This window comes from Psychrobacter sp. Pi2-1, from assembly GCF_904846645.1.
Lineage (GTDB): Bacteria > Pseudomonadota > Gammaproteobacteria > Pseudomonadales > Moraxellaceae > Psychrobacter.
In genome coordinates this window covers 25,815-46,398 of the sequence record NZ_CAJHBO010000011.1, presented here as the reverse complement: position 1 = coordinate 46,398, position 20,584 = coordinate 25,815, and the positions used below count along the sequence as shown (strand labels likewise).

Genomic DNA, 20,584 nt, shown 5'->3' with positions numbered 1-20,584 from the left:
GTGTTAGTTTGGTTGTTCGGCTGGCTTGGCCAGTATTATACGCCGTTTTCTGCGGTTTCTTCGTTGACGCTGCGAGCATTGCTTGCCGTTGTTACCGCCCTTATGTTTAGCATGATGTTTGGTGGCCGTGTCATTCGGCACCTGCGATCGCTCAAATATGGTCAGGCCATTCGTAATGACGGACCTCAATCGCATTTAGCCAAGACTGGCACACCAACCATGGGCGGGGTACTGATCCTAAGTGCGATTGGGATATCGACGCTACTGTGGGCACGATTAAACAATCCTTATGTTTGGATTTTGCTCGTGGTTATGGTTATCTTTGGTGCCGTAGGTTGGGCTGATGATTGGTTAAAAATTAAGTACAAAGATCCGAAAGGCCTAATCGCTCGCAAAAAGTATTTTTGGCTATCTATAGGCGCGCTATTTGTCGGTGTTTCTTTGTACTATATCGCCACGCTACAACCCAATATCAACACCACGCGCGAGATGCAGGATTTGCTATTGCCAGTATTCAAAGATTGGATGATTCCATTTTCAGCAGTGCCATTTGGTATTGGCTTCATCATCTTTACCTACTTTGTGATTAATGGCGCTTCTAACGCAGTCAATCTAACCGATGGGTTGGATGGTTTAGCGATTTTGCCAGTCGTTCTCGTCGCTGCAGGTTTGGGTGCGATGGCCTATGTATCAGGCGATGTACGCTTTGCTGATTACTTGCATGTGCCTTATATTCCTTATAACTCCGAAGTCATCATCGTCTGTGGCTCAATGGTGGGAGCAGGCCTTGGTTTCCTATGGTTCAACGCGCATCCAGCACAAGTGTTTATGGGTGATGTTGGCGCGCTAGCACTGGGTGCAATGCTAGGTACTATCGCCGTGATGACCCGTCAAGAGATTGCCTTTGCAATTATGGGTGGTTTGTTTGTCGCAGAAGCGCTATCAGTGATGTTGCAAGTTGGCTCGTACAAACTGCGCAAGAAACGCGTCTTCCGTATGGCACCGCTGCATCATCATTTTGAAGAAATTGGCTGGAAAGAAACGCAAGTGGTAGCTAGATTTTGGATTATTGCCATTATTCTTGTCATCCTTGGGCTAATGACGCTAAAACTGCGTTAAGCTATAACCGCCAAATATCTATATAGATATTTGCATAACTCCAAAAAGCCGTTTCAATCATGATTGAGACGGCTTTTTGTCGCTCAAGGCAGATGAATTTTGTTAAAATGCCAAGCATACTGCTATCACTTTGAGATGCCCGTGTCGTTATTTATTTGTCCACTTTGTCAGTCACCGCTACAACCCGCCGCAGATACTTGGCGCTGTGATGGTAGTTTGCACCCTAAGCAGACTTCACATCCCTTTGATGTGGCGCGTCAAGGCTATGTCAACCTGCTGCCAGTACAACAAAAAAAGTCTAAAGCACCTGGGGATAGCCAAGAGTCTATCGATGCGCGTAAACGGTTCTTGAATCATGGGCACTACGCACCGCTACAAAACTTAATTAGCCAAAAGATGACAGAGTTACTGTCTAACGATGAGTTAGTGGATAAACAAGATAACAAGCCAGTCAATTGGCTAGATATTGGTTGCGGAGAAGGATACTACACGCACGCAATGGCACAAATGGGATCGGATGTTATAGACACGCTGATAGCCGCTGACATCAGTAAGCCTGCAGTGGTTGAGCTGGCCAAAGTCAGTAAAGTAGCAGGTCGTCTATGGTATCAGATGCGTAAAGAAGATACTGCCAATACGACAGCGGTCTATCCATTAGTGACCAGTGCTGCACATTTACCATTACGCCCGCACAGTATGACGGGTATTAGCAGTATTTTTAGCCCTATTTTGCCCGAGGCGTTTGATAATGTATTGATGGATGGTGGCTATTTAATCATTGCCAAACCTGATATCGGGCATTTGGCAACGATGCGTGATGCGCTATTTGATGATGTGCGTGAGCATGATTCTGATAAATTCTTACAAGAATTGGCACCATATTTTACATTGGTTGAGACCTGCCGTGTCAGTACAGAGCTGACGTTATCCGCAGAGGATTTGGCTGATTTGATGACGATGACACCTTATGCGTACCGTGCCCGCAGTGAAAAAAGGCAAGCACTATTGGCCGCCGTAGAAACAGCAGCATTTGGCACAGAGGCGAAGTTTGTGGTTTATATTTTGCGGAAAACTTCTGTTTAGCACATTTAGAGCATAGTAGTATGGAGTATTGCTATGCTCGTTTTAAATATTAGCCAGTAACTCCACCATGTCCGTATTTGCATTCGTTATCAACTAGTTAGTAATTCGCGTTTTTATAAATATCCTGTTTACGATGCTTACCGATAAAGCGTAAATGCGCTGTTATTTAACCAAACATTACGCCAATACCTAACATGCCCTTAAGCACGCATGCCCTCGTAACAATCGCAACCTTTCTTCAAGTTTCATAAATCTACTTAATACTAGAATCATTTATCATTCTCTTTGTCGATAGAGTAAAGCTTTATCACGATAGTTCATTTAACACTAAGTGAATTATCTATAACGACTCTAAATATAAATTGAAAGGAATAAAATGATGAAAAAGATACTAGTTAGTTCGATTTTAGCCGCTACTGCTTGTTTGTCGATGGTGGGTCAAGCCAATGCTGCACCTAATTTTGATAAGCATCATTCGGCTCAAGTACAGCAACAAAAGCATAGTAGCAATAAAACGAGTAATAACTATAAGCATGCCAAAGTTAAGGCAGCCAAGTCACATCACAAAGCGAATGTAGTGGCTGCTAAACACAAAGCAATAGCCAAAAATGTTCATGCTAAAAATAGCCATGATAAAAACAATCATGACAGAAACAACCATGATCGTCGCTCGTAAAAATACAATCCTAGCATCCAAAAATAGCGCCTTAATTAGGCGCTATTTTTTTTATATGACACTATTGATCGTTACTAGTTGAGCAAACGCTACTGACTAATTAACGTCATTGATTTGGACACGCCATTTTTATTAGGCTGAGTAAGTGTGACCTTGCTACTCAAAACATCGCCTTTAGCATTGATTTTATAGCACTCTGAAGACGTACCTGCAGCATCAGAAGTCAAAAGCAGATTGCCGGAGGTCTCTATACAGAGCCACGCTGTGTTATTTGTATCTTGTGTGAGTGACCAGTCCTGCTTATAAGTGGCGGTTTTCTGACGCATACTACTGTCAGCATATACGTTTTCAGTGATGAGCTGATTTGAGTCGCCTACAGTAGCCATTTTAGGGATACTAGTCGTTTGGTTAGCGATTGAATACTCACCCGTACTATCCGTAAAACCATGGAACACCAATGGATTTAGCGTAAAGTAATTGATAGTGACGGACTGATCCGTAATCTGCTGATTCACTGTGTTGATTGTGCTGACTTCTGCGCCTTGTACCATTTTATTATTAAAACGCATGCTGCCTTTAGGGGTTATTTGAATATCTGCGGCTACGCTTTGTCCGCCGATAGTGGCTACCAATTTTTCACTACGTTGTTTGGTATAGATATTGAGTAGGGCAGTTTCAACTGGGTATTGAGTGACAACGTTATCAGAGTTGTTATTTTGATTGGTATTGCCTGTTGCCATGCCGCCCATGCCGGTAGCGCAAGCACTCAATCCGAGTCCTGCCACGATACACATTCCTAGTGTTTTCATTATTGTATCCTTTAGTTTATTTAAATAAATACTACCGATATCTACTATAATTCAATTTTTTGACAATGGCACTTGCCGAGTATCAGAGACCCTATCGTTATTACATTTTTGTACGGAATAGCAATATTGACCAGCATCGATATAAAACTAGATTGAACGCTTAAAAAAACTTAAAGCCTTTTCGTATAAGGGTTTAGGAATAAAATTAAGCTGATAATAAAACGAATCGTAATAGAGCATCCACTCATTTAACGGCAGTTTTATGCGGCCAAACACGACTGAAAAATGCTTATAATCTGCACTACTGTAAAAAATCTATTCAAAAAAGAGACAAAGGCGAAGCCTGCTAATACGGCTTGACATTATTCGAGTGCGTGAAAATAGGTTACTATGGTTGTCCAAGAAAACATACCTCTAGTACGTCATAAACAAGCTACTTTAAGTGGCTTAGTTATTTGGTAAAAATAAAAGAGTGCAAAAAATTAGAGGGTTTTTCGCTGTCCAAAAGTCGATAGCGCGTATCAATGCCAGCGTCGGTATATCAATACATACTCTCAAAGGAAAAAATAAATGTCAGTTAATGAAGCATTATTAGATGAAGTCAAACAATGGCGCAAGCAGATCCATAGCTAGCCTGAACGTGGATTCAAAGAATTTAAGACCTATTCATTCATCGTAGATAAATTACCATCTTTTGGTATTAAAGTTTATCAAGGCTTGGGTGGCACTGGTGTGGTTGGCACTTTGAAAAACGGTGCAGGCGCTACTATCGGTATAGAAGAGTAGGTAGTTATCCTGTGTTATAACCTTTTATAAGTAACTCTCAGCCCATGGTACGAAATTTTTAGCTTGGTCAATTAATGTGTTATTTGACTAGGTATATAGTTATTAGACTCATACAACACCCAGAATTAAGGCTAAACAGAAGTGTTTCAGACAGCAGTAGAGAATGAGTATAGACTGAAAGTCTTACTATTAAAAAGTATAAAAAATATCTAAAGAAAGGTAGAACAAGACAGGAAAACTGATGCTTTGCTTAAGCAAAATAAGATTGGCGGTGAAGGAGGGATTCGAACCCTCGATACGCTATGAACGTATACACACTTTCCAGGCGTGCGGTTTCAGCCACTCACCCACTTCACCGTTTTTTGAACGCCTAAGTATAGCGGATACCATTTAGAATGTCACGACTTGCGCGCTATCTTTCTTTATTGGCAAGCGCCTGCTAGGATAGCAAGTATGTAACGGCAAGTATAAATGGTTGAAAGTTGAATGATAAGTTTTAGTAGGCTTAAGTACGGATGTAAGAATAGTGCACTGATGGCAGTATTGCTTGTCGCGACGGGTATTACCCAAGCACACGCTGATGATTTGACCCAGTGTAGCCAGTCTTTTTATGGGGGTGTTTATCCTGAATTTACCAATACCAAGCTAAAAAAAGACACACAAGCGCTATGCATGGATGGCTTTGCGGTTATGTATTCAGGAGTATCGCGTACACCGCTTTGGTCAGCAGAGCATCTCGATCGCACACGTCTGCAACAAGCTAAGCAGATCGATCGTGAAGATAGCTTCCACGAAGAGAGTAAACTACCAAAGTCAGCACGAGCCTCATTGTCTGATTATTCAGGTTCTGGCTATGATCGAGGTCATTTGGCACCCAATGCCAATATGGCCAATCGCAGCCAGCAGTATGATAGTTTTAGTTTAGCCAATATTGCCCCGCAGTCACCACGTAACAATCGCTACATTTGGCGTAATATTGAATCTGCCACTCGATATTTGACTCAGCAATACGGTGAGGTGTATACCATCACGGGTGTGGCATTTACTGATAAAAAAACCAAGCAGCTCGCTAACCGTGTCCTTGTGCCTAGCCACTTCTTCAAAGCGGTATATATCCCAGCAACCAATCAAGCAGGCGTGTATTACGCACCAAATGATGAGTCAGAACGCATCGATGTGATCAGTATCGATGAGCTGACCACTGAGATTGGCATCGATGTATTACCTATGCTAGATAGTCAGTCCAAATCTCAAGCGTTTGATTTACCATTGAAGGCAGGTGAGAGCTCAGATACCCCTGAGGCACCTGTGGAGGAGCCTGAGTGGATGCTATTTGTCTGGGCTATTTTAGAATGGTTAATTGCACAGTTGCAAGCTTAAGCTGAAAGTAAGACCCAAAAATAGCCTCATTTCGAAAAAAATAAAATGTTACTGATAATAAGGATAATCAAATGATTGAGCCATTCGCCAACGACCATCAAAGCATGCAGATTGGTGATCTTGTCATTGAAAATCAAAAAGACAAGATTATTATATATGGTGATATTGATCTCACTTTTGACGAATTAGGATACGACCAAGCCCAACAGCTACATGAGCTGTCGGGGAAAATCGTACAAGCATTTGCAGATAAAAATCTATATAGTAAGAATGATGCTAAGTCAAAGGAAAATGATGACCAATTAGATAAAGATATCGACAATCCTTTCCTATAAGTCTTTGATATAGTTTTATTTTTACAGAAATAAGAAACTATAAAAAAATTACTAGGCAAAACCTAAAAATTGCTTATAATGAGTTAAGACATCGCTTGTGTCGCTTGAATCTTTAACCAAAAGCTTATAAGTTGTAATGGTAACTATCATTTAAAAAGGTCGAAACCGTAAAGCTCGTAATGAAAGGTTCTAGCAAAGGATAAGCATAGGACAACAGAAACATAACGTTTCGAGTAATCATTGTATGAAGGGAGTCAATCTATGAAATTATTTACAAAGACCACTTTAGCAGTTGCTGGTATTGGTATTGCTAGCATGGCATTCGCCGCTGACCCATTAGCCAACACTACTTGGCAGACATATGATGAAGGCAAGCCAAAAGGTACGGTAAAGATCACTGAGTCAAATGGTGTGTTGACCGGTACTCTTATTGCTACTAACTCAGCTAAAGGCAAAAAGCACGTTGGTACGACCATTATTAAAGGTCTAAAAGCTGACGGTGGTGGTAAATATAGTGGTGGTACGATTACTGACCCTGAAAAAGGCAAAGACTATCGTATGACTGCAAGCTTAAGCGGCAACACATTGAAGCTAAAAGGCTATATCGGACCATTCTCTCGTAGCCAAGAGTGGAAAAAGAAATAAACTAAAAAATTAGTTTTAGCGTAATACATAAAAATCCCGCGTTACCGAAAGGTCTCGCGGGATTTTTTACGTTTTAGATTTAAGCTTATGGCTTCAACAGGGGAGAACTTTAAACACTAAAATTATAAACGCCGATACTACAGTGGGTAGTATCAGCGCATTTAACATCAATCTTTAGCTTACTTGAAAGGAGCTTATCTTATAAATTCTGGGTAAGCTTCCATACCACATTCTGCAATATCAGCACCTTCGTACTCGTCTTCTTCAGAGATACGTAGACCGATAACTAGCTTGATGATAGACCAAACCACTAAGCTGGCAATGAATACCCAAGCAAAGATGGTTGCAGCACCCACAATCTGACCGATAAAGGTAGATGCTGGGTTAGTAATAGGTACGATTAGTAGACCGAATAGACCGACCACACCGTGAACTGAGATTGCACCAACTGGATCATCAATTTTAATTTTGTCTAAGGCTAAGATTGATAACACTACAATGATACCGGCAATAACACCGAAGATAGTAGCTTGTAATGCAGAAGGAGTTGAAGGCTCAGCAGTAATGGCAACTAGACCTGCTAGTACACCGTTTAGAAGCATGGTTAGATCCGCTTTACCAAAGATGATGCGGGCTAAGATTAAGGCACCGACAGCACCGCCAGCAGCAGCAGCATTAGTGTTCAAGAATACCATTGCAACAGCATTAGCACTAGCGATGTCGCCTAATTTAAGCACTGAACCACCGTTGAAACCGAACCAACCCATCCATAAGATTAGTGTACCGAGTGCCGCCAATGGTAGGTTGGCACCAGGAATAGCGCGTATCTCGCCATTAGGGCCATATTTACCTTTACGTGAGCCTAAGAGCAATACACCTGCTAGAGCTGCTGCTGCACCTGCCATATGTACAATACCAGAGCCTGCAAAGTCAGAGAAGCCCATGTCGCCTAGGTTAAATAGACCAAAGACATCGTTGCCGCCCCATGTCCAGCTACCTTCTAATGGGTAGATAACACCGGTCATGACCACAGCGAATAATAAGAATGACCACAGTTTCATGCGCTCAGCAACAGCACCTGATACGATTGACATACAGGTCGCTACAAAGACCACTTGGAAGAAAAAGTCTGATGCGGCAGAGTAGACAGAGTCGCCACCGAAGCCGTTTTCAGCAGAGGCTGCTAAGGCGTCTTCTACTAACGTATCACCGCCTGCAATTCCGCTTAAGAATAGGTCGCCACCATACATAATCGCATAGCCGCATACCATATACATGATACTAGCCGTTGCAAATAGTGCGACGTTTTTGGTTAAGATTTCGACTGTATTTTTTGATCGGACCAGTCCAGCCTCTAACATAGTGAAGCCTGCTGCCATCCACATGACCAACGCACCACATATCAAAAAGTAAAACGTATCGAGCGCATATTGGAGCTCAAAGATTTGACTTTCCATTTAAATTCCCCCTTGAATTTATAATATAGATATCGGCATTACCGATAGATAAAAATGCTGTAAGAGTCTGTACCTATAAGTTTATGCCCGTAGGTAGGTCTTCAAATTTAGATAGCGTCAGGTCCCGTTTCACCCGTACGGATGCGGATAACTTGCTCAAGTGCAGTGACGAAAATCTTGCCATCACCAATCTTACCAGTGCTAGCGATACGAGTGATTGCCTCGATAGCAGGCTCAACCATCTCGTCGATCACAGCGACTTCGACTTTTACTTTAGGTAAAAAGTCCACCACGTATTCTGCGCCGCGATAGAGCTCTGTATGACCTTTTTGACGACCGAAACCTTTGACTTCAGTGACAGTGACACCTTTAACACCGATGTCGGAAAGCGCTTCACGCACGTCGTCGAGCTTAAACGGTTTTAAGATCGCAGTGATTAGCTTCATAAAAAATTCCTTATTTGTGTGATGCCGCAGATTGATAGAAGTACTATGGTGCATCATCATATCTCTGCCTTGCTTACTGTAAGTTATTCAAGAACCGTGCCAACCTACTCAAGGGGGGAGGTAGAATTGGTATTGTTCATTAAAAAGTAATGACAGTAGTAACATAGAATATGGGCTACGATGCAACGATTAGAGCCATCGCTACAAGCATAATAAAGGTGAATCAATCTTTAGCGTTTGGTTAACGAAAACTTTATTATAACCAACTTTTTGAGTGCTTGGGGAGGCTATCCCTTTATTTCATGTGACGATTTGCTAACTTGAGTTTGGTCGTTAGCTTGGCCTTTTCATGCAAGCGTATCAAAGATGAATGGCGGAAAGGTAGAGAGAAAATAGAGATAAGCGGCAGAGCCTAACATAGTAGTCAGACCCCTGGGCTTAGGTAAATAAAGGGTTTGGGCGTGTTTATATATACGTCGTTAGGCTTTAGGAAACAATAGATAAGGGGTTTTTGTGCTGACCAATAGCTTTTTTGTATCGCTACCTTGTAGTAATTCGCGGAGACGAGATTGGCCAAAAGCCCCAGTCATAAGTAAACCGATATCATGCTGATTTTGATAGTAGTTCAAAGCCGCTGCAACATCACGGCAGTCAAGCAATGTCTTTTTGGATTTGATACCCGCCTGTTTGAGCTTGGCATAGGCTTCACGCAACGCATCACAGTTATCAGAAGTTTCCTTGCCGACCATCACAATATGAACCGTTAGTGCACGCACCAGTGGCGTTTTACACAGCCAATTTAGTAGTTTATGGCACGTTAGACTGTTATCAAACGCAAATAAAGCGGTAGTAGGGGGCAAAAATGGTGCATGTGTCACCAAAATGGGGCAGTGACTGACTCGAATGAGTTGGCTCAGTGTTGATTTGCAGGTGACATGGTGACCTATAACGATCAATTGTGCTTGGTCATCGACGTAATCAATGCTCTGATTGAGGTTCTCATGACGATGCAGTGTATATGTCTTTAGCTTATGGCGTTGCTGTTCACAATACGAGGTTGCTTGAGATAATAGCAATCGGCCCTGTGCCTTTAGCTCACAGTTGCTCAGATGCTCTTTGGATGTGAACTGTTCGAGCAAAGCATTTTCGTCATCAATATTGAGGCAACCAGAGTAATTAATAGCGGCTTTTTGCTGCAAGCTTGGCATCGAGTGCAATAAGCCAACAGGCGCGCGCAGGCGAATAGAAGCCCACATACTGGCCTCTAGTACCGCTTGAACATGATCAGGACAGTCCAAGCAAGCAATCACACTATCTGGTTTTAAATTACTCATAAAACGACCACATCATTTTAATAATAAAAATCTGCTATCTTAGTTTAGGGTTGGCGTATGAAAAATACATCCAACCCTTTTACCAATATAACTGTCTATTAATATCCGATATATTAGCCATAGACTAAGAATATAGCCACATGGCAACCGCGTAGATTCGCTTAGCAGTTTCGCCTAGTCTAACAAGCCAATGTCTCGGCGGTCATGAACAGAGAAGCGATCAATCAGTGTTCGACTCGCATTGTTGAGTCCTACCACTTTGACATCAATACCTTCACGTTGCAAGCGCATCACTAGCTTGTCCAAGGTATCAACAGCGCTAACATCCCAAAAATGTGCTTGGCTTACATCAATCTGAATACTATCTACAGCCTCTTTGGTATCGAAACTATGCAAGAACTGGGTGGTAGAGGCAAAGAATACCTGCCCTTGAACATAATAGTAGCGGGTATTGCTGCTGTCATCATATTCACTAAAAATGGTTAAGAACTGACCAATTTTATTAGCAAATGCCAAGGCAGATAGTAAGACACCTACGCCGACACCGTAAGCTAAATTGTGAGTAAAGACAGTAGTCAATACAGTCGCCAGCATTACGATATTAAACGACATGGGATGCGTCTTAAACTCGCGAATAGATTGCCAGTTAAACGTACCAATCGATACCATAATCATGACTGCAACTAAGGCTGCCATTGGAATTTGACTGACCCATTCGCTCAAGAACACGACCATAATAAGAAGAACAACACCAGCCATCAAAGTAGATAGACGTGTACGACCACCAGATTTGACGTTGATCATTGATTGGCCAATCATCGCACAGCCTGCCATACCACCAAAGAAACCTGACACAACGTTGGCCATACCTTGACCACGACACTCTTTGTTTTTATCACTTGGTGTATCGGTCAATTCATCGACGATCGTCGCTGTCATCATAGACTCTAAAAGACCGACGATGGCAAGCGCGATAGAATAGGGCGCAATAATCAGCAAGGTATTTAGGTTTAATGGAATGTCAGGTAACAAGAATACTGGTAATGAATCTGGCAAATCACCCATGCTGCCAACGTTGCGAATATCAAGATTCATATACATTGCAACAGCGGTCAAACCTACAATACAAATAAGCGGTGAAGGAACGATGCGACCGATTTTAGGAATAAGTGGAAACAGATAAATAATCGCCAAACCAGCTGCCGTCATGATATAAACAGTCATGCCAACACGCTCAGTCATTGGGTTCAGTTCTGGTAATTGCGCGGCAAAGATCAATATTGCTAGAGCGTTGACGAAACCGATAACCACTGAGCGAGAGACAAAGCGCATCAGATTACCAAGCTTTAAAATGCCCATTACGACCTGAATGGCACCGCAAAGCAAAGTTGCGGCAAGCAAATATTGCAGACCATGGTCAGCAACCAAGTCGACCATGACCAGTGCCATAGCGCCAGTCGCCGCCGAAATCATACCTGGACGACCACCGACAAAACTGATCACTACCGCGATACAAAATGAGGCATATAAGCCAACCTTTGGATCAACACCAGCGATAATAGAAAAGGCAATGGCTTCTGGAATAAGGGCTAGGGCTACAACCAAACCCGATAAAACGTCGCCGCGAACATTGGAAAACCACTCGTCACGCAAGTTATCAATAAAAGATGTCATAAGTAAACTACATAGGGTTAGAGGCAAAAAAGTAATCATTACTCATTTATAAAATGATCGCGTCGCTAATAATAGCTATTCATTTTTCTTTTACTTCAACATGCACTAGGTCATGTTGCTGTGTTGGATTGTGAGAAACTAATAACCAAGATATTTAACTAATAACTGAGGTATCTAACTAATAACCAAAGTATCTACTGATTTTTTTGGTATCAAAAATACGCTCATCAATAATCAATACGATGATAAGGGCAGTAAATTACCTAAAAATATTTTTTAAAAGATTGCTTAAAATAGGCAACTAGATAGATGTACCTACAATAATATATAGAATCAGCAATCACTTGCTGTAGTAGAAGGTGATATATCACTCGTCAAATTACCAAAATTGTCTGATACACCCTTATCACGACGAGAATCGTTGATGAAGAGGCGTGACAATCGCGCGATAAATGTGACAACATGCTAAACTAAAATGCTTGAGCAATGTGCTCAGCAAAATACTGATAAATATTAATCAAGCTGACTATTATAGCATTAGCCACTTAATATAAAAACAGGCGAATAATAGCATAAACTCATAAAAAATCAGTACCGAAATCTGAACGATGGCGTTAAGATGCTTCACATCTTAGCGGCGTCGATTAGAATCGCTATACAACAAGTTTATTTGTTACAACTTTTCTCGTTTAATAGAAGGAATAGATATGACCACTAATACAGCAACAGAAGCCTTACTTCATAAGGGTAGTGGTCTACAAGTCGTGGTCGGTTTGGGGCAGTCTGGATTGTCAGTCGCGCATTATCTGGCCAAACAAGGCTATCAAGTCGCAGTCACTGATGCTCAAGTTACCCCTAAATTGGCCGATAAGTTGCCAGCCGAGATTGAGATTCGTCAGTTTGGTGGGATAGATGCCGATTTATTGCAGCAAGCGGCACGTATTATTATTAGCCCAGGTATTTCTCTTGAGACTGACGCTGTGGCTGCTGCTCGCCAAGCCAATATTCCTGTAGTTAGTGATATTCAACTGTTCTGTGAAGCGTGTACCGTACCCATCGTAGCGATTACAGGTTCTAATGCCAAAAGTACGGTCACTACGTTAGTCGGCCAAATGGCAGCGGATGCTGGCGTTAATGTGGGTGTCGGCGGCAATATCGGTGTACCAGCTTTAACATTGCTAGATAATTCTGATATGGAACTTGCGGTGCTTGAGCTGTCTAGTTTCCAATTAGAAACCGTCACCAACTTGGGCGCAAAAGTAGCGACTGTGCTCAATATGTCGCCTGATCATTTAGATCGTCATGGAGATATGCTCGGTTACCATCAAGCCAAACACCGTATCTTCCAAGGTGCTAAATCGGTGATGATTAACCGCGAAGATGCACTTACTCGTCCATTGGTCGCAGACAACCTACCGAGAATTAGTACGGGTATTCATGCCCCTGATAAAGGTCAGTATGGTCTGATTACCGACACAGAAGGCCAAACTCATCTTGCTCGTGGTACAGAACGATTACTGTCGGCAGACAAACTGTTGATTAAAGGTCGTCATAATCTACTGAATGCTCAAGCGGCTCTGGCACTTGGTGAGCTTGCAGGATTACCGCTAGAGAGCATGCTAACCACTTTGCAGCAGTTCACAGGTCTTGAGCACCGCTGCCAATATGTGGCTAATGCTGCTGGTATTGATTACTTCAATGATTCTAAAGGCACCAATATTGGTTCGACCATGGCCGCTATCGAAGGCTTGGGTGCAGTCTATGCGCCAAAAGACGGTAAGCTATTATTGATCTTAGGCGGGCAAGGCAAAGGGCAACAGTTTGGTGAATTAACGCCTTTTATCAATCAATATGTGAGCCAAGTCTTGTTTATTGGTGAGGATGGTCAGCAGATTGAACAACATCTAAGAGCGGCGAAATTGAGTGATGATGTTGCGCTACATCAGTGTCAGACATTAGAGAATGCGTTTGCGACTATTCAACAAGTCACTACCAGTAGTTTATCGCAAGTACAGGCTGTATTGTTGTCACCTGCCTGTGCTAGCTTTGACCAATATAGTGGTTATGCGGCTCGCGGTGAGCACTTTAGCCAACTGGTCAATCAATTAGATACTGCACAATCAGAAGCTTAATAGGTAGCCGAATATATCAATCAGCTATATAGATTGGCATAGCGCATATCGCACCTTTAGCAACAGCCAGTATTTTCTGGATAAATGATTGTTTTGCTTATAGATTGCTGCTACTGTCAAGCATATAATCCTGATTACTAAAATAGGTGCTAGCTAAGGCGTTTGCCGAGGGTTAAGGGCTTTCTAGCATCTATCTAGTACGATTTACTTTATGATTTTTTAAACGGTGGCGTTTCATAGACGCCGTGTTTTTTCGTTTGTTAGTGTATATAAAATTATGGCGCTCTCTTCTTTTTTTCGTTCCTCGCCCCAAACCAAGCAAACCTCTGGCTCAGACGGTGTTCTGTCTATGCCATCAGCACGCGCAATTTTGTTATCAAGCGTCGGCTGTATGATGGTGCTTAGTCTGCTGATGGTTGCTTCTGCTTCTATCCCTTTTGCGCTTAGCCGCGGTATGACCGAGCTATATTTTTTCAAAAACCAGCTGTTGTATATGACGATTGGTTTAATCGTTGCGGTCATTCCTTATTATGGCGTGTCTTTACGCACACTTTATAAGACCGAGACTCAGTTTGCTTTGTTAGGCATCACAGGGCTATTACTTGTTGCTACGTTGTTTAGTACGCCAATTAATGGTTCTAAGCGCTGGCTTACGGTAGGCGGCTTTAACTTTCAGGTAGCTGAGTTGGCCAAACTGGTCATGATTGTATTTGTATCTGACTTTGTGGTGCGCCGATCTTTTGAAGTTCGTAATGGCTTAGATGGCTTCTTGCGAATTATGCTGGTAGTGGCGCTGATAACGATACTGCTATTATCGCAGCCGGATTTTGGTTCTTTTGTCGTCATTATTGGTACGCTGTTCGCGATTTTTTATATTGCTGGAGCACCTTATAAGCACTTCTTAGCCTTGGGTGCTGCTGCTGTTGGTGGTGCAGTGTTGATGGTGACTACGGCAGAGTACCGACTGGTGCGTGTGATGTCGTTTATGGATCCATTTGACGATGTACAAGATACTGATTATCAGCTCGCACGTAGTTTGATCGCCTTTGGTCGTGGGCAGTTCACGGGTGTTGGCTATGGCGAAAGTGTACAGAAACTGTCGCATTTGCCTGAGGCGCACACGGATTTCCTATTAGCCATTACGGGTGAAGAGTTAGGGTTCGTCGGGGTTAGCATGGTGCTGATACTTGAAGCGCTGATCATCGGTAGTGCGATGCGTATCAGTTACAACGCGCTCAAACGCCGCCAGATGCGCATGAGCTATACTGCTTTCGGTATTGGTGTGGTATTTATTGCCCAGACGATTATTAACGCTGCGATGAACATGGGTGCCATCCCAACCAAAGGTCTGACTATGCCGTTCTTTAGTTATGGCGGTTCGTCTATGTTGATTAGCTTGGTTATGGTCGCGCTATTATTGAAGATATATAAAGAAAGCCCTGAAATCGAGAAAAGCCAATGCCGTTATTACTAATAGGCTCTATATAATAGTCTCTGCATAGCTTCAGAGTTTCGGTAAATAGTGTCTAGCATTATTGCAATAAAAAGCGTCACTCATAGTGGCGCTTTTTATTGTCTATTTATAGCTTTTGAACTCTCATTAATAAGGCAAATTTAACTGCTGCTTGCCTTGTATTGGGGTATTGTCCCATTGAGCAATGGCTTGTTTAAGCATATTTTCTGGAGTATCGATATCGATCTCTGCTTGCTGTAATAGTGATAGGGCTTCAACAATAAGTTGACTCGGGTCTGATGTGTCGATCGGTTGAGCAAGGTTTTGCTTAGAGAGCTTTTGGCCGTCAGCATTATTAATCAATGGCAGATGATACCATCGGTCAATAGTGGGTAGGCGGGCGGCTTGCATAATGCCGATCTGTGCAGTCGTCATAGGTAGAATGTCGAGACCACGCATGATATGAGTAATCTGCTGTAGACCATCATCGAGACTGGCTGCCAGTATATAGTTAATCATACCATCCTGACGACGAGCAACCATATCGCCTAATGTCTGCTGCGGATTATCCCATTGTAGTCCTTGAATACCATCATTAAAGCCAATCCGATAGTCTGGTAGCTGAATACGTAGCTTATGCTGCTGTCTATCAAGGTCAGCTGCCACACAGCGCCGCGGATACCGCTGCCTATTTGGTTGTACTTGGACAATTGATAAAGCTTGTTCGTTTAATGATTGGTCGGTCAGCGCAGCTAAGCTGGCAAGACTATGGTTTCTACTTATCTCTTCTTGCGCCCAGTACTGTTCTAAGTCTTTACGGGAGCATTGGCAGCCATAGGTCAACGGTCGCAGGTATGATGATAGATAATCGTTGTAGATATCAATGCGCTCAGACTGATAAATAACATCACCATCCCAATGCAATCCAAGTGCCTCAAGATCTATCAAAATTTGCTCAGTGAACTGCCGATCACAGCGTTCAGTATCGGTATCTTCCATACGCAACAACCACTTACCATCGATTGATTTGATATGACAAAAGCTGGCAAGCGCAGTCGTTAAAGAGCCGAGATGTAACTCACCCGTTGGTGAAGGCGCAAAGCGGCCAATAGGCTGTGATGGTGGCGTTTGAGTTGGCATGGTGGTAGGCATTGTTTTCAAAATAAATGGCTGTCTATAAAAGGTAATAAAGATAGAATAATAAATATGAGTATCAAAAGATATTCATTAAATGAGATTGTTTTGTTAGTCATGTCATTATTCAGGCGATTATATTTGTCAGAGCAAAGTCAGTAACGCAGCAAAATAGTGACAGTCTAAAATACAAAAAGCGACCTATTACAAGGTCGCTTCTGCTTACATTTATATCTGTAATATCTGATCTAAGCGCCTTGGTTTTGACGTTCTTTGATTTCAGATAAGGTTTTGCAGTCGATACATTGGGTAGCGGTTGGACGTGCCTCAAGGCGACGTAATCCAATCTCTACACCACAAGTCTCACAAAATCCATAGTCATCATTTTCGATTTCTAACATAGATTTGTCGATTTTGCGGATAAGTTTGCGCTCACGGTCACGAGTACGTAATGCCAATGCAAACTCTTCTTCTTGAGTGGCACGGTCATTGATGTCTGGCATGGCGCTTGACTCATCTTGGATGTAGTTTTTGGTACGATCCGCTTCGCCAATCAGTTGGTTTTTCCAATCCAATAAAATAGCCTTAAAGTGCTCCAACTGCGCATCAGACATATACTCTTCGTCTTTGGCCGGCACATAAGGAGTAAATTTAACTTCACTCGGATTCGTGGTCAGGGTGCTCATATGGGTATCCTACTTTTTCAAATTAATTCAATAAAACGACGTATCAAAAGACAAGACGTTATTAATGCTACAAACGCTACAATTTGTCCTTTTATCAAACGTTTCACCACTTGGTAATACAAGTAACACAGCTGATCAAATAATATCGTAGACTTTATATCTTGACAGTTATATACCGAGTGTTAGATAGGTTGTTATACAAACTTCGGTTTTAATAATACTGTCTAAAGCATGCCGTAGGTCATTGATTGTGAAAACTGAGCTTGTGGTTAATGGGCCATCCTAGCTATCGTGCAGTGGCTTCATATTAGATATTGGGCCACCCTTGCTTTATTTCATAAGTTGTATCATTGTTTGTAATAATAATGAAGTGATTTTTTATATTGAATGCATATTTTATTTGTTTATTACTGTATTTTTTATCAAAAAATATTGACGAAAGCTATAAGTAATAAGGGCTAAGACTTATACTAGTGCTAATAATTCTGGGCATCAAGTATCCAGTCTTTCAACCCAGCTTGCAACTGTTCCATTGTTGGCTAATTGCAACCAGCGATATCCTGGTAGTGCATGCTCATCATAAGAGAAATCATCTTCATAGGGTTTGAACTGATAGCAGGTAGATGGCGTGCTATACACCGTGACGCCTTGGCGCAGTCGAACTTGCTCTTGGTGAGTATGGCCACTGATTACCACTTGTAGCTGTTCAAATGGTGCCATATGCTGCCAAAAACTTTCAGTGTTTTCTGCCATATGGGTATCAATCCAGTCAGAATCAACTGGAACAATATGATGGTGTAGGGCGATTAATGCGGGCTTATCACAGGTGCTAAGTCTCTCACATAACCAATCGATATCAGTGGGCGTGATCTCGCCTGCGACCTTACCGGAAATGGATGAGTCTAATAACAACAGCTGCCAGTATTCAGTCTCAATGACATGACGACTTAACAAACGTGAGTCAGCAGGTTGAGCGACAAGCTCTCGCTGAAAAAACGGCAAGTCTTTACCATTCTCGTCCGTCACATCATGATTACCAGCAATACAAGCAAAAGGAATCTGAGTCGCCTGTAATACAGTAAAGATATGATCGTAAATTGAAGACTTTACTCGATTGACCAAGTCACCGGTCACAATAATCAAATCACAGCGAATATCTTCACTAAGCGCCTGTTGGAGAACTGCTTCAAAGCTATGCTGACAAGCCATGTCATCACTATAGGTATTACTCTCAGCAACAAAGACAGGCGTCGATAAATGCAAATCAGTAATCTGTAAAATATTTATTGTTTGGTCGGAGGTGCTTAACTTATTGGCAGGATATTTTGGCATTGGTTCAGTCCCTTATCGAATCACAACAATAAGTATTGTTAGCGCGAGTATGGATAAATGAGCTACTATTTTTTCACTGGGTATTTATAATTATCATCAATCTACTATAAAAAAGCACAGCGTTTGCCTTGAGCTTACTTTGACTCTAATCAACAATATTTATACTATCAACTAGTAATATCGAAGTTAGATCCACCTTATAGTATTATCGAGCTAAAGTATTCATTATATTAATAAAATAAAGTTGAACAAAAAGATAGCGAAAAACAGTCATGTTTTATTTATTATAACGTATTTACAGCGACGCTAACTAAAGTTTTATCTTTATTAGCTTTGAAAAAATCAAGGCTACAAAAAATAAAGCCGCCAATATCAAGACGATAGACAGACCAGTTTGTATGTCCAACCAGATACTGCCCCACACACCTAGTGTCACACCGCATTGCGCCGTGATCATGGCCACAATCACCATTTGTTTTGGTGAGGTGACCCATAAGCGCGCGGTAAGAGCAGGTAATACCAATAGCCCACTGATCAATAAGCTACCGACAGCTTGTAAGGCAACGGCACAAAAACCTGCCAAAATACCCATGAAGAACAGTCGTTGACGGGTGGGGTTAATGCCTTGGATACGTGCCAATGCCTCATGGGTGGCTAGTTTGATTTGAGCGGGCCAAATATAATTGAGCAGGCCTAAGCCTACGAGTACGCACCCTGCGAGTAGGGGTAACTCACCCCAACCAAGCTCCAGTAAATTACCGAACAAAAACCCCAGTACATTGGCTTGTTGGTCTGTCAGCTGGGTTAAGGTCAATAGACCCAAACACAGCAATGACACCGCAACAACGGCCAACACTGCATCAGCAGGCAAACGCTCATCATCAATCAAAACTAGCCCCAACACTACGGCGATACTGACTAACGTAACGCCAATTCCCATCGGCATCTGCCACCAAGCTGCTAGAGCCACGCCCAACAAAGTGCCATGTGCTAAAGCATCCGCAAAAAAGGCCATACGTCGCCACAATACCAAACAACCTAAAGGTGCTGATAGTAGCGCTAAAATACTGCCAGCGATCCAAGCAGGAGCGATAATAGCTAACCAAGAGGTCATAATAAATATCCGTGAAATTTTATAAAGGCTTAATGCTGCATTGCTAGGTGTCAAAACACCAAGAGATATACAGCTGTAATATATGTGGTGCTAAGGATTATAGTTCGAGCTCGTTTGGTGTATGATGCTGGCATGCATGTGGTTGATGCACGTAGGGCTGCTCATAATAGTGACCAAACAACTTTTTGAACTCGCTACTAATGGCAAGCTCGCTTGGTTGACCTTCGCAGCAAATATGCTTATTGAGACAGATAACGCGTCGACTACCTCTCATAACCCAGTGCAAATCATGGGATATCACTAACATGGCACAACGTAAGAAATCAGGTAACTTATCGATAAACTGATATAGCCAAACTTCTGTATCAGGGTCAAGCCCTTGCATAGGCTCATCTAAAATCAATAAGTTGGGTTTGTCCAACAATGCTCTGGCAAGCAAAACTCGCTGGGCTTCTCCGCCGGACAAATGCAACATTTGCCGCGATAACAAATGCGTCAATGCCAAATTATCAAATATAAACTGGCGCTGTTCAGCGGTTAGCCGCTTTTTATCTGCTTGATCCAGTAGGTCACTGACTCGTAATGGCAATATTGGCGGGACGGTAAATCGCTGCGGCACGTAGCCAAGCTGTAACGGCTGGTGCGCTGTGATGCTGCCTTTAGTCGGGTCAATTAAACCCAAGATGAGTTTAACTAGTGTGGATTTGCCAGCGCCGTTAGGCCCAACGAGACTCACGGTTTCGTTGGTCGCAATGTCGATATCGATATTCGAAAGAATACGTTGCGGCCCAATATAGTAGCCGATATCACGTAGGCTCAGCAGCTGGCTTGCATCGTTTGCAGCATTGCTATATGCATTAGGTGCGAATGACTGTTTAGAAGGTAGAGTAGACAGGCTCATAATATGACAACGAATAAATAAGTAAAAGTTAGAGATAACTAAAATATGGGTATTAAGAACGAATAAAAAAGCATTAAAAGAAGAGCAG

The 20,584-nt window shown here is 42.3% G+C and carries 18 protein-coding genes and 1 tRNA gene; 8 read left to right on the top strand and 11 right to left on the bottom strand.

The window, feature by feature from the left end:
- The 3 genes from mraY to JMX91_RS07910 all read left to right on the top strand — a co-directional run bounded on the left by mraY (window position 1) and on the right by JMX91_RS07910 (window position 2,878).
- The gene (gene mraY, locus JMX91_RS07920) at window positions 1–1,119 is read left to right on the top strand and encodes a phospho-N-acetylmuramoyl-pentapeptide-transferase (RefSeq protein WP_201548417.1); all 1,119 of its coding nucleotides are present in this window, start codon (window positions 1–3) and stop codon (window positions 1,117–1,119) included.
- A 135-nt stretch (window positions 1,120–1,254) separates the two neighbouring features.
- A complete protein-coding gene (locus JMX91_RS07915; protein ID WP_201548466.1) occupies window positions 1,255–2,202 on the top strand; it encodes a putative RNA methyltransferase in 948 nt (315 codons plus the stop codon).
- A gap of 379 nt (window positions 2,203–2,581) precedes the next feature.
- Window positions 2,582–2,878 (top strand): hypothetical protein, encoded by a 297-nt coding sequence (locus JMX91_RS07910; RefSeq protein ID WP_201548416.1) that lies wholly within the window; start codon window positions 2,582–2,584, stop codon window positions 2,876–2,878.
- Window positions 2,879–2,967: 89 nt separating this feature from the next.
- Here the strand turns inward: JMX91_RS07910 and JMX91_RS07905 are convergent, their stop codons facing one another.
- Both JMX91_RS07905 and JMX91_RS07900 read right to left on the bottom strand, forming a co-directional pair.
- The gene (locus JMX91_RS07905; protein ID WP_201548414.1) at window positions 2,968–3,687 is read right to left on the bottom strand and encodes a hypothetical protein; all 720 of its coding nucleotides are present in this window, start codon (window positions 3,685–3,687) and stop codon (window positions 2,968–2,970) included.
- Between the two features lie 1,052 nt (window positions 3,688–4,739).
- Window positions 4,740–4,830 (bottom strand) — tRNA-Ser (locus tag JMX91_RS07900).
- Window positions 4,831–5,007: 177 nt separating this feature from the next.
- On the opposite strand from JMX91_RS07900, the gene JMX91_RS07895 reads away from it, so the two are divergent.
- The 3 genes from JMX91_RS07895 to JMX91_RS07885 all read left to right on the top strand — a co-directional run bounded on the left by JMX91_RS07895 (window position 5,008) and on the right by JMX91_RS07885 (window position 6,833).
- Complete coding sequence (locus JMX91_RS07895; protein WP_201548412.1) at window positions 5,008–5,853, top strand: DNA/RNA non-specific endonuclease; 846 nt, start codon at window positions 5,008–5,010, stop codon at window positions 5,851–5,853.
- Window positions 5,854–5,924: 71 nt separating this feature from the next.
- Window positions 5,925–6,188 (top strand): hypothetical protein, encoded by a 264-nt coding sequence (locus tag JMX91_RS07890; protein WP_102092103.1) that lies wholly within the window; start codon window positions 5,925–5,927, stop codon window positions 6,186–6,188.
- Window positions 6,189–6,449: 261 nt separating this feature from the next.
- Window positions 6,450–6,833, top strand: a complete 384-nt coding sequence (locus tag JMX91_RS07885) for a DUF2147 domain-containing protein (RefSeq protein ID WP_101205965.1) — start codon at window positions 6,450–6,452, stop codon at window positions 6,831–6,833.
- Window positions 6,834–7,027: 194 nt separating this feature from the next.
- On the opposite strand, the gene JMX91_RS07880 is transcribed toward JMX91_RS07885, so the two are convergent.
- The 4 genes from JMX91_RS07880 to JMX91_RS07865 all read right to left on the bottom strand — a co-directional run bounded on the left by JMX91_RS07880 (window position 7,028) and on the right by JMX91_RS07865 (window position 11,744).
- The gene (locus JMX91_RS07880; RefSeq protein ID WP_101205964.1) at window positions 7,028–8,290 is read right to left on the bottom strand and encodes an ammonium transporter; all 1,263 of its coding nucleotides are present in this window, start codon (window positions 8,288–8,290) and stop codon (window positions 7,028–7,030) included.
- Between the two features lie 107 nt (window positions 8,291–8,397).
- Window positions 8,398–8,736: a P-II family nitrogen regulator gene (locus tag JMX91_RS07875; protein WP_010197981.1), complete on the bottom strand. Its 339-nt coding sequence runs from the start codon at window positions 8,734–8,736 to the stop codon at window positions 8,398–8,400.
- 479 nt (window positions 8,737–9,215) lie between these two features.
- Complete coding sequence (locus JMX91_RS07870; protein ID WP_201548410.1) at window positions 9,216–10,070, bottom strand: universal stress protein; 855 nt, start codon at window positions 10,068–10,070, stop codon at window positions 9,216–9,218.
- Window positions 10,071–10,244: 174 nt separating this feature from the next.
- Entirely contained in the window at window positions 10,245–11,744 is a 1,500-nt protein-coding gene (locus JMX91_RS07865) for a SulP family inorganic anion transporter (protein WP_057762027.1), read from the bottom strand.
- Window positions 11,745–12,451: 707 nt separating this feature from the next.
- On the opposite strand from JMX91_RS07865, the gene murD reads away from it, so the two are divergent.
- Entirely contained in the window at window positions 12,452–13,876 is a 1,425-nt protein-coding gene (gene murD, locus JMX91_RS07860) for a UDP-N-acetylmuramoyl-L-alanine--D-glutamate ligase (RefSeq protein ID WP_201548408.1), read from the top strand.
- A gap of 277 nt (window positions 13,877–14,153) precedes the next feature.
- Window positions 14,154–15,350: an FtsW/RodA/SpoVE family cell cycle protein gene (locus JMX91_RS07855; RefSeq protein WP_182176715.1), complete on the top strand. Its 1,197-nt coding sequence runs from the start codon at window positions 14,154–14,156 to the stop codon at window positions 15,348–15,350.
- Window positions 15,351–15,476: 126 nt separating this feature from the next.
- Here JMX91_RS07855 and gluQRS read toward each other — a convergent pair whose 3' ends face one another.
- The 5 genes from gluQRS to JMX91_RS07830 all read right to left on the bottom strand — a co-directional run bounded on the left by gluQRS (window position 15,477) and on the right by JMX91_RS07830 (window position 20,496).
- Window positions 15,477–16,469 (bottom strand): tRNA glutamyl-Q(34) synthetase GluQRS, encoded by a 993-nt coding sequence (gene gluQRS / locus JMX91_RS07850; RefSeq protein ID WP_201548406.1) that lies wholly within the window; start codon window positions 16,467–16,469, stop codon window positions 15,477–15,479.
- 242 nt (window positions 16,470–16,711) lie between these two features.
- On the bottom strand, window positions 16,712–17,149 hold the full coding sequence (dksA, locus tag JMX91_RS07845) for an RNA polymerase-binding protein DksA (protein WP_057762021.1): 438 nt from the start codon (window positions 17,147–17,149) through the stop codon (window positions 16,712–16,714).
- 492 nt (window positions 17,150–17,641) lie between these two features.
- Entirely contained in the window at window positions 17,642–18,481 is an 840-nt protein-coding gene (locus JMX91_RS07840) for a metallophosphoesterase (protein WP_201548404.1), read from the bottom strand.
- Window positions 18,482–18,791: 310 nt separating this feature from the next.
- A complete protein-coding gene (locus JMX91_RS07835) occupies window positions 18,792–19,595 on the bottom strand; it encodes a metal ABC transporter permease (RefSeq protein ID WP_201548402.1) in 804 nt (267 codons plus the stop codon).
- A 97-nt stretch (window positions 19,596–19,692) separates the two neighbouring features.
- Entirely contained in the window at window positions 19,693–20,496 is an 804-nt protein-coding gene (locus JMX91_RS07830; protein WP_201548400.1) for a metal ABC transporter ATP-binding protein, read from the bottom strand.
- Window positions 20,497–20,584: the final 88 nt, after the last annotated feature.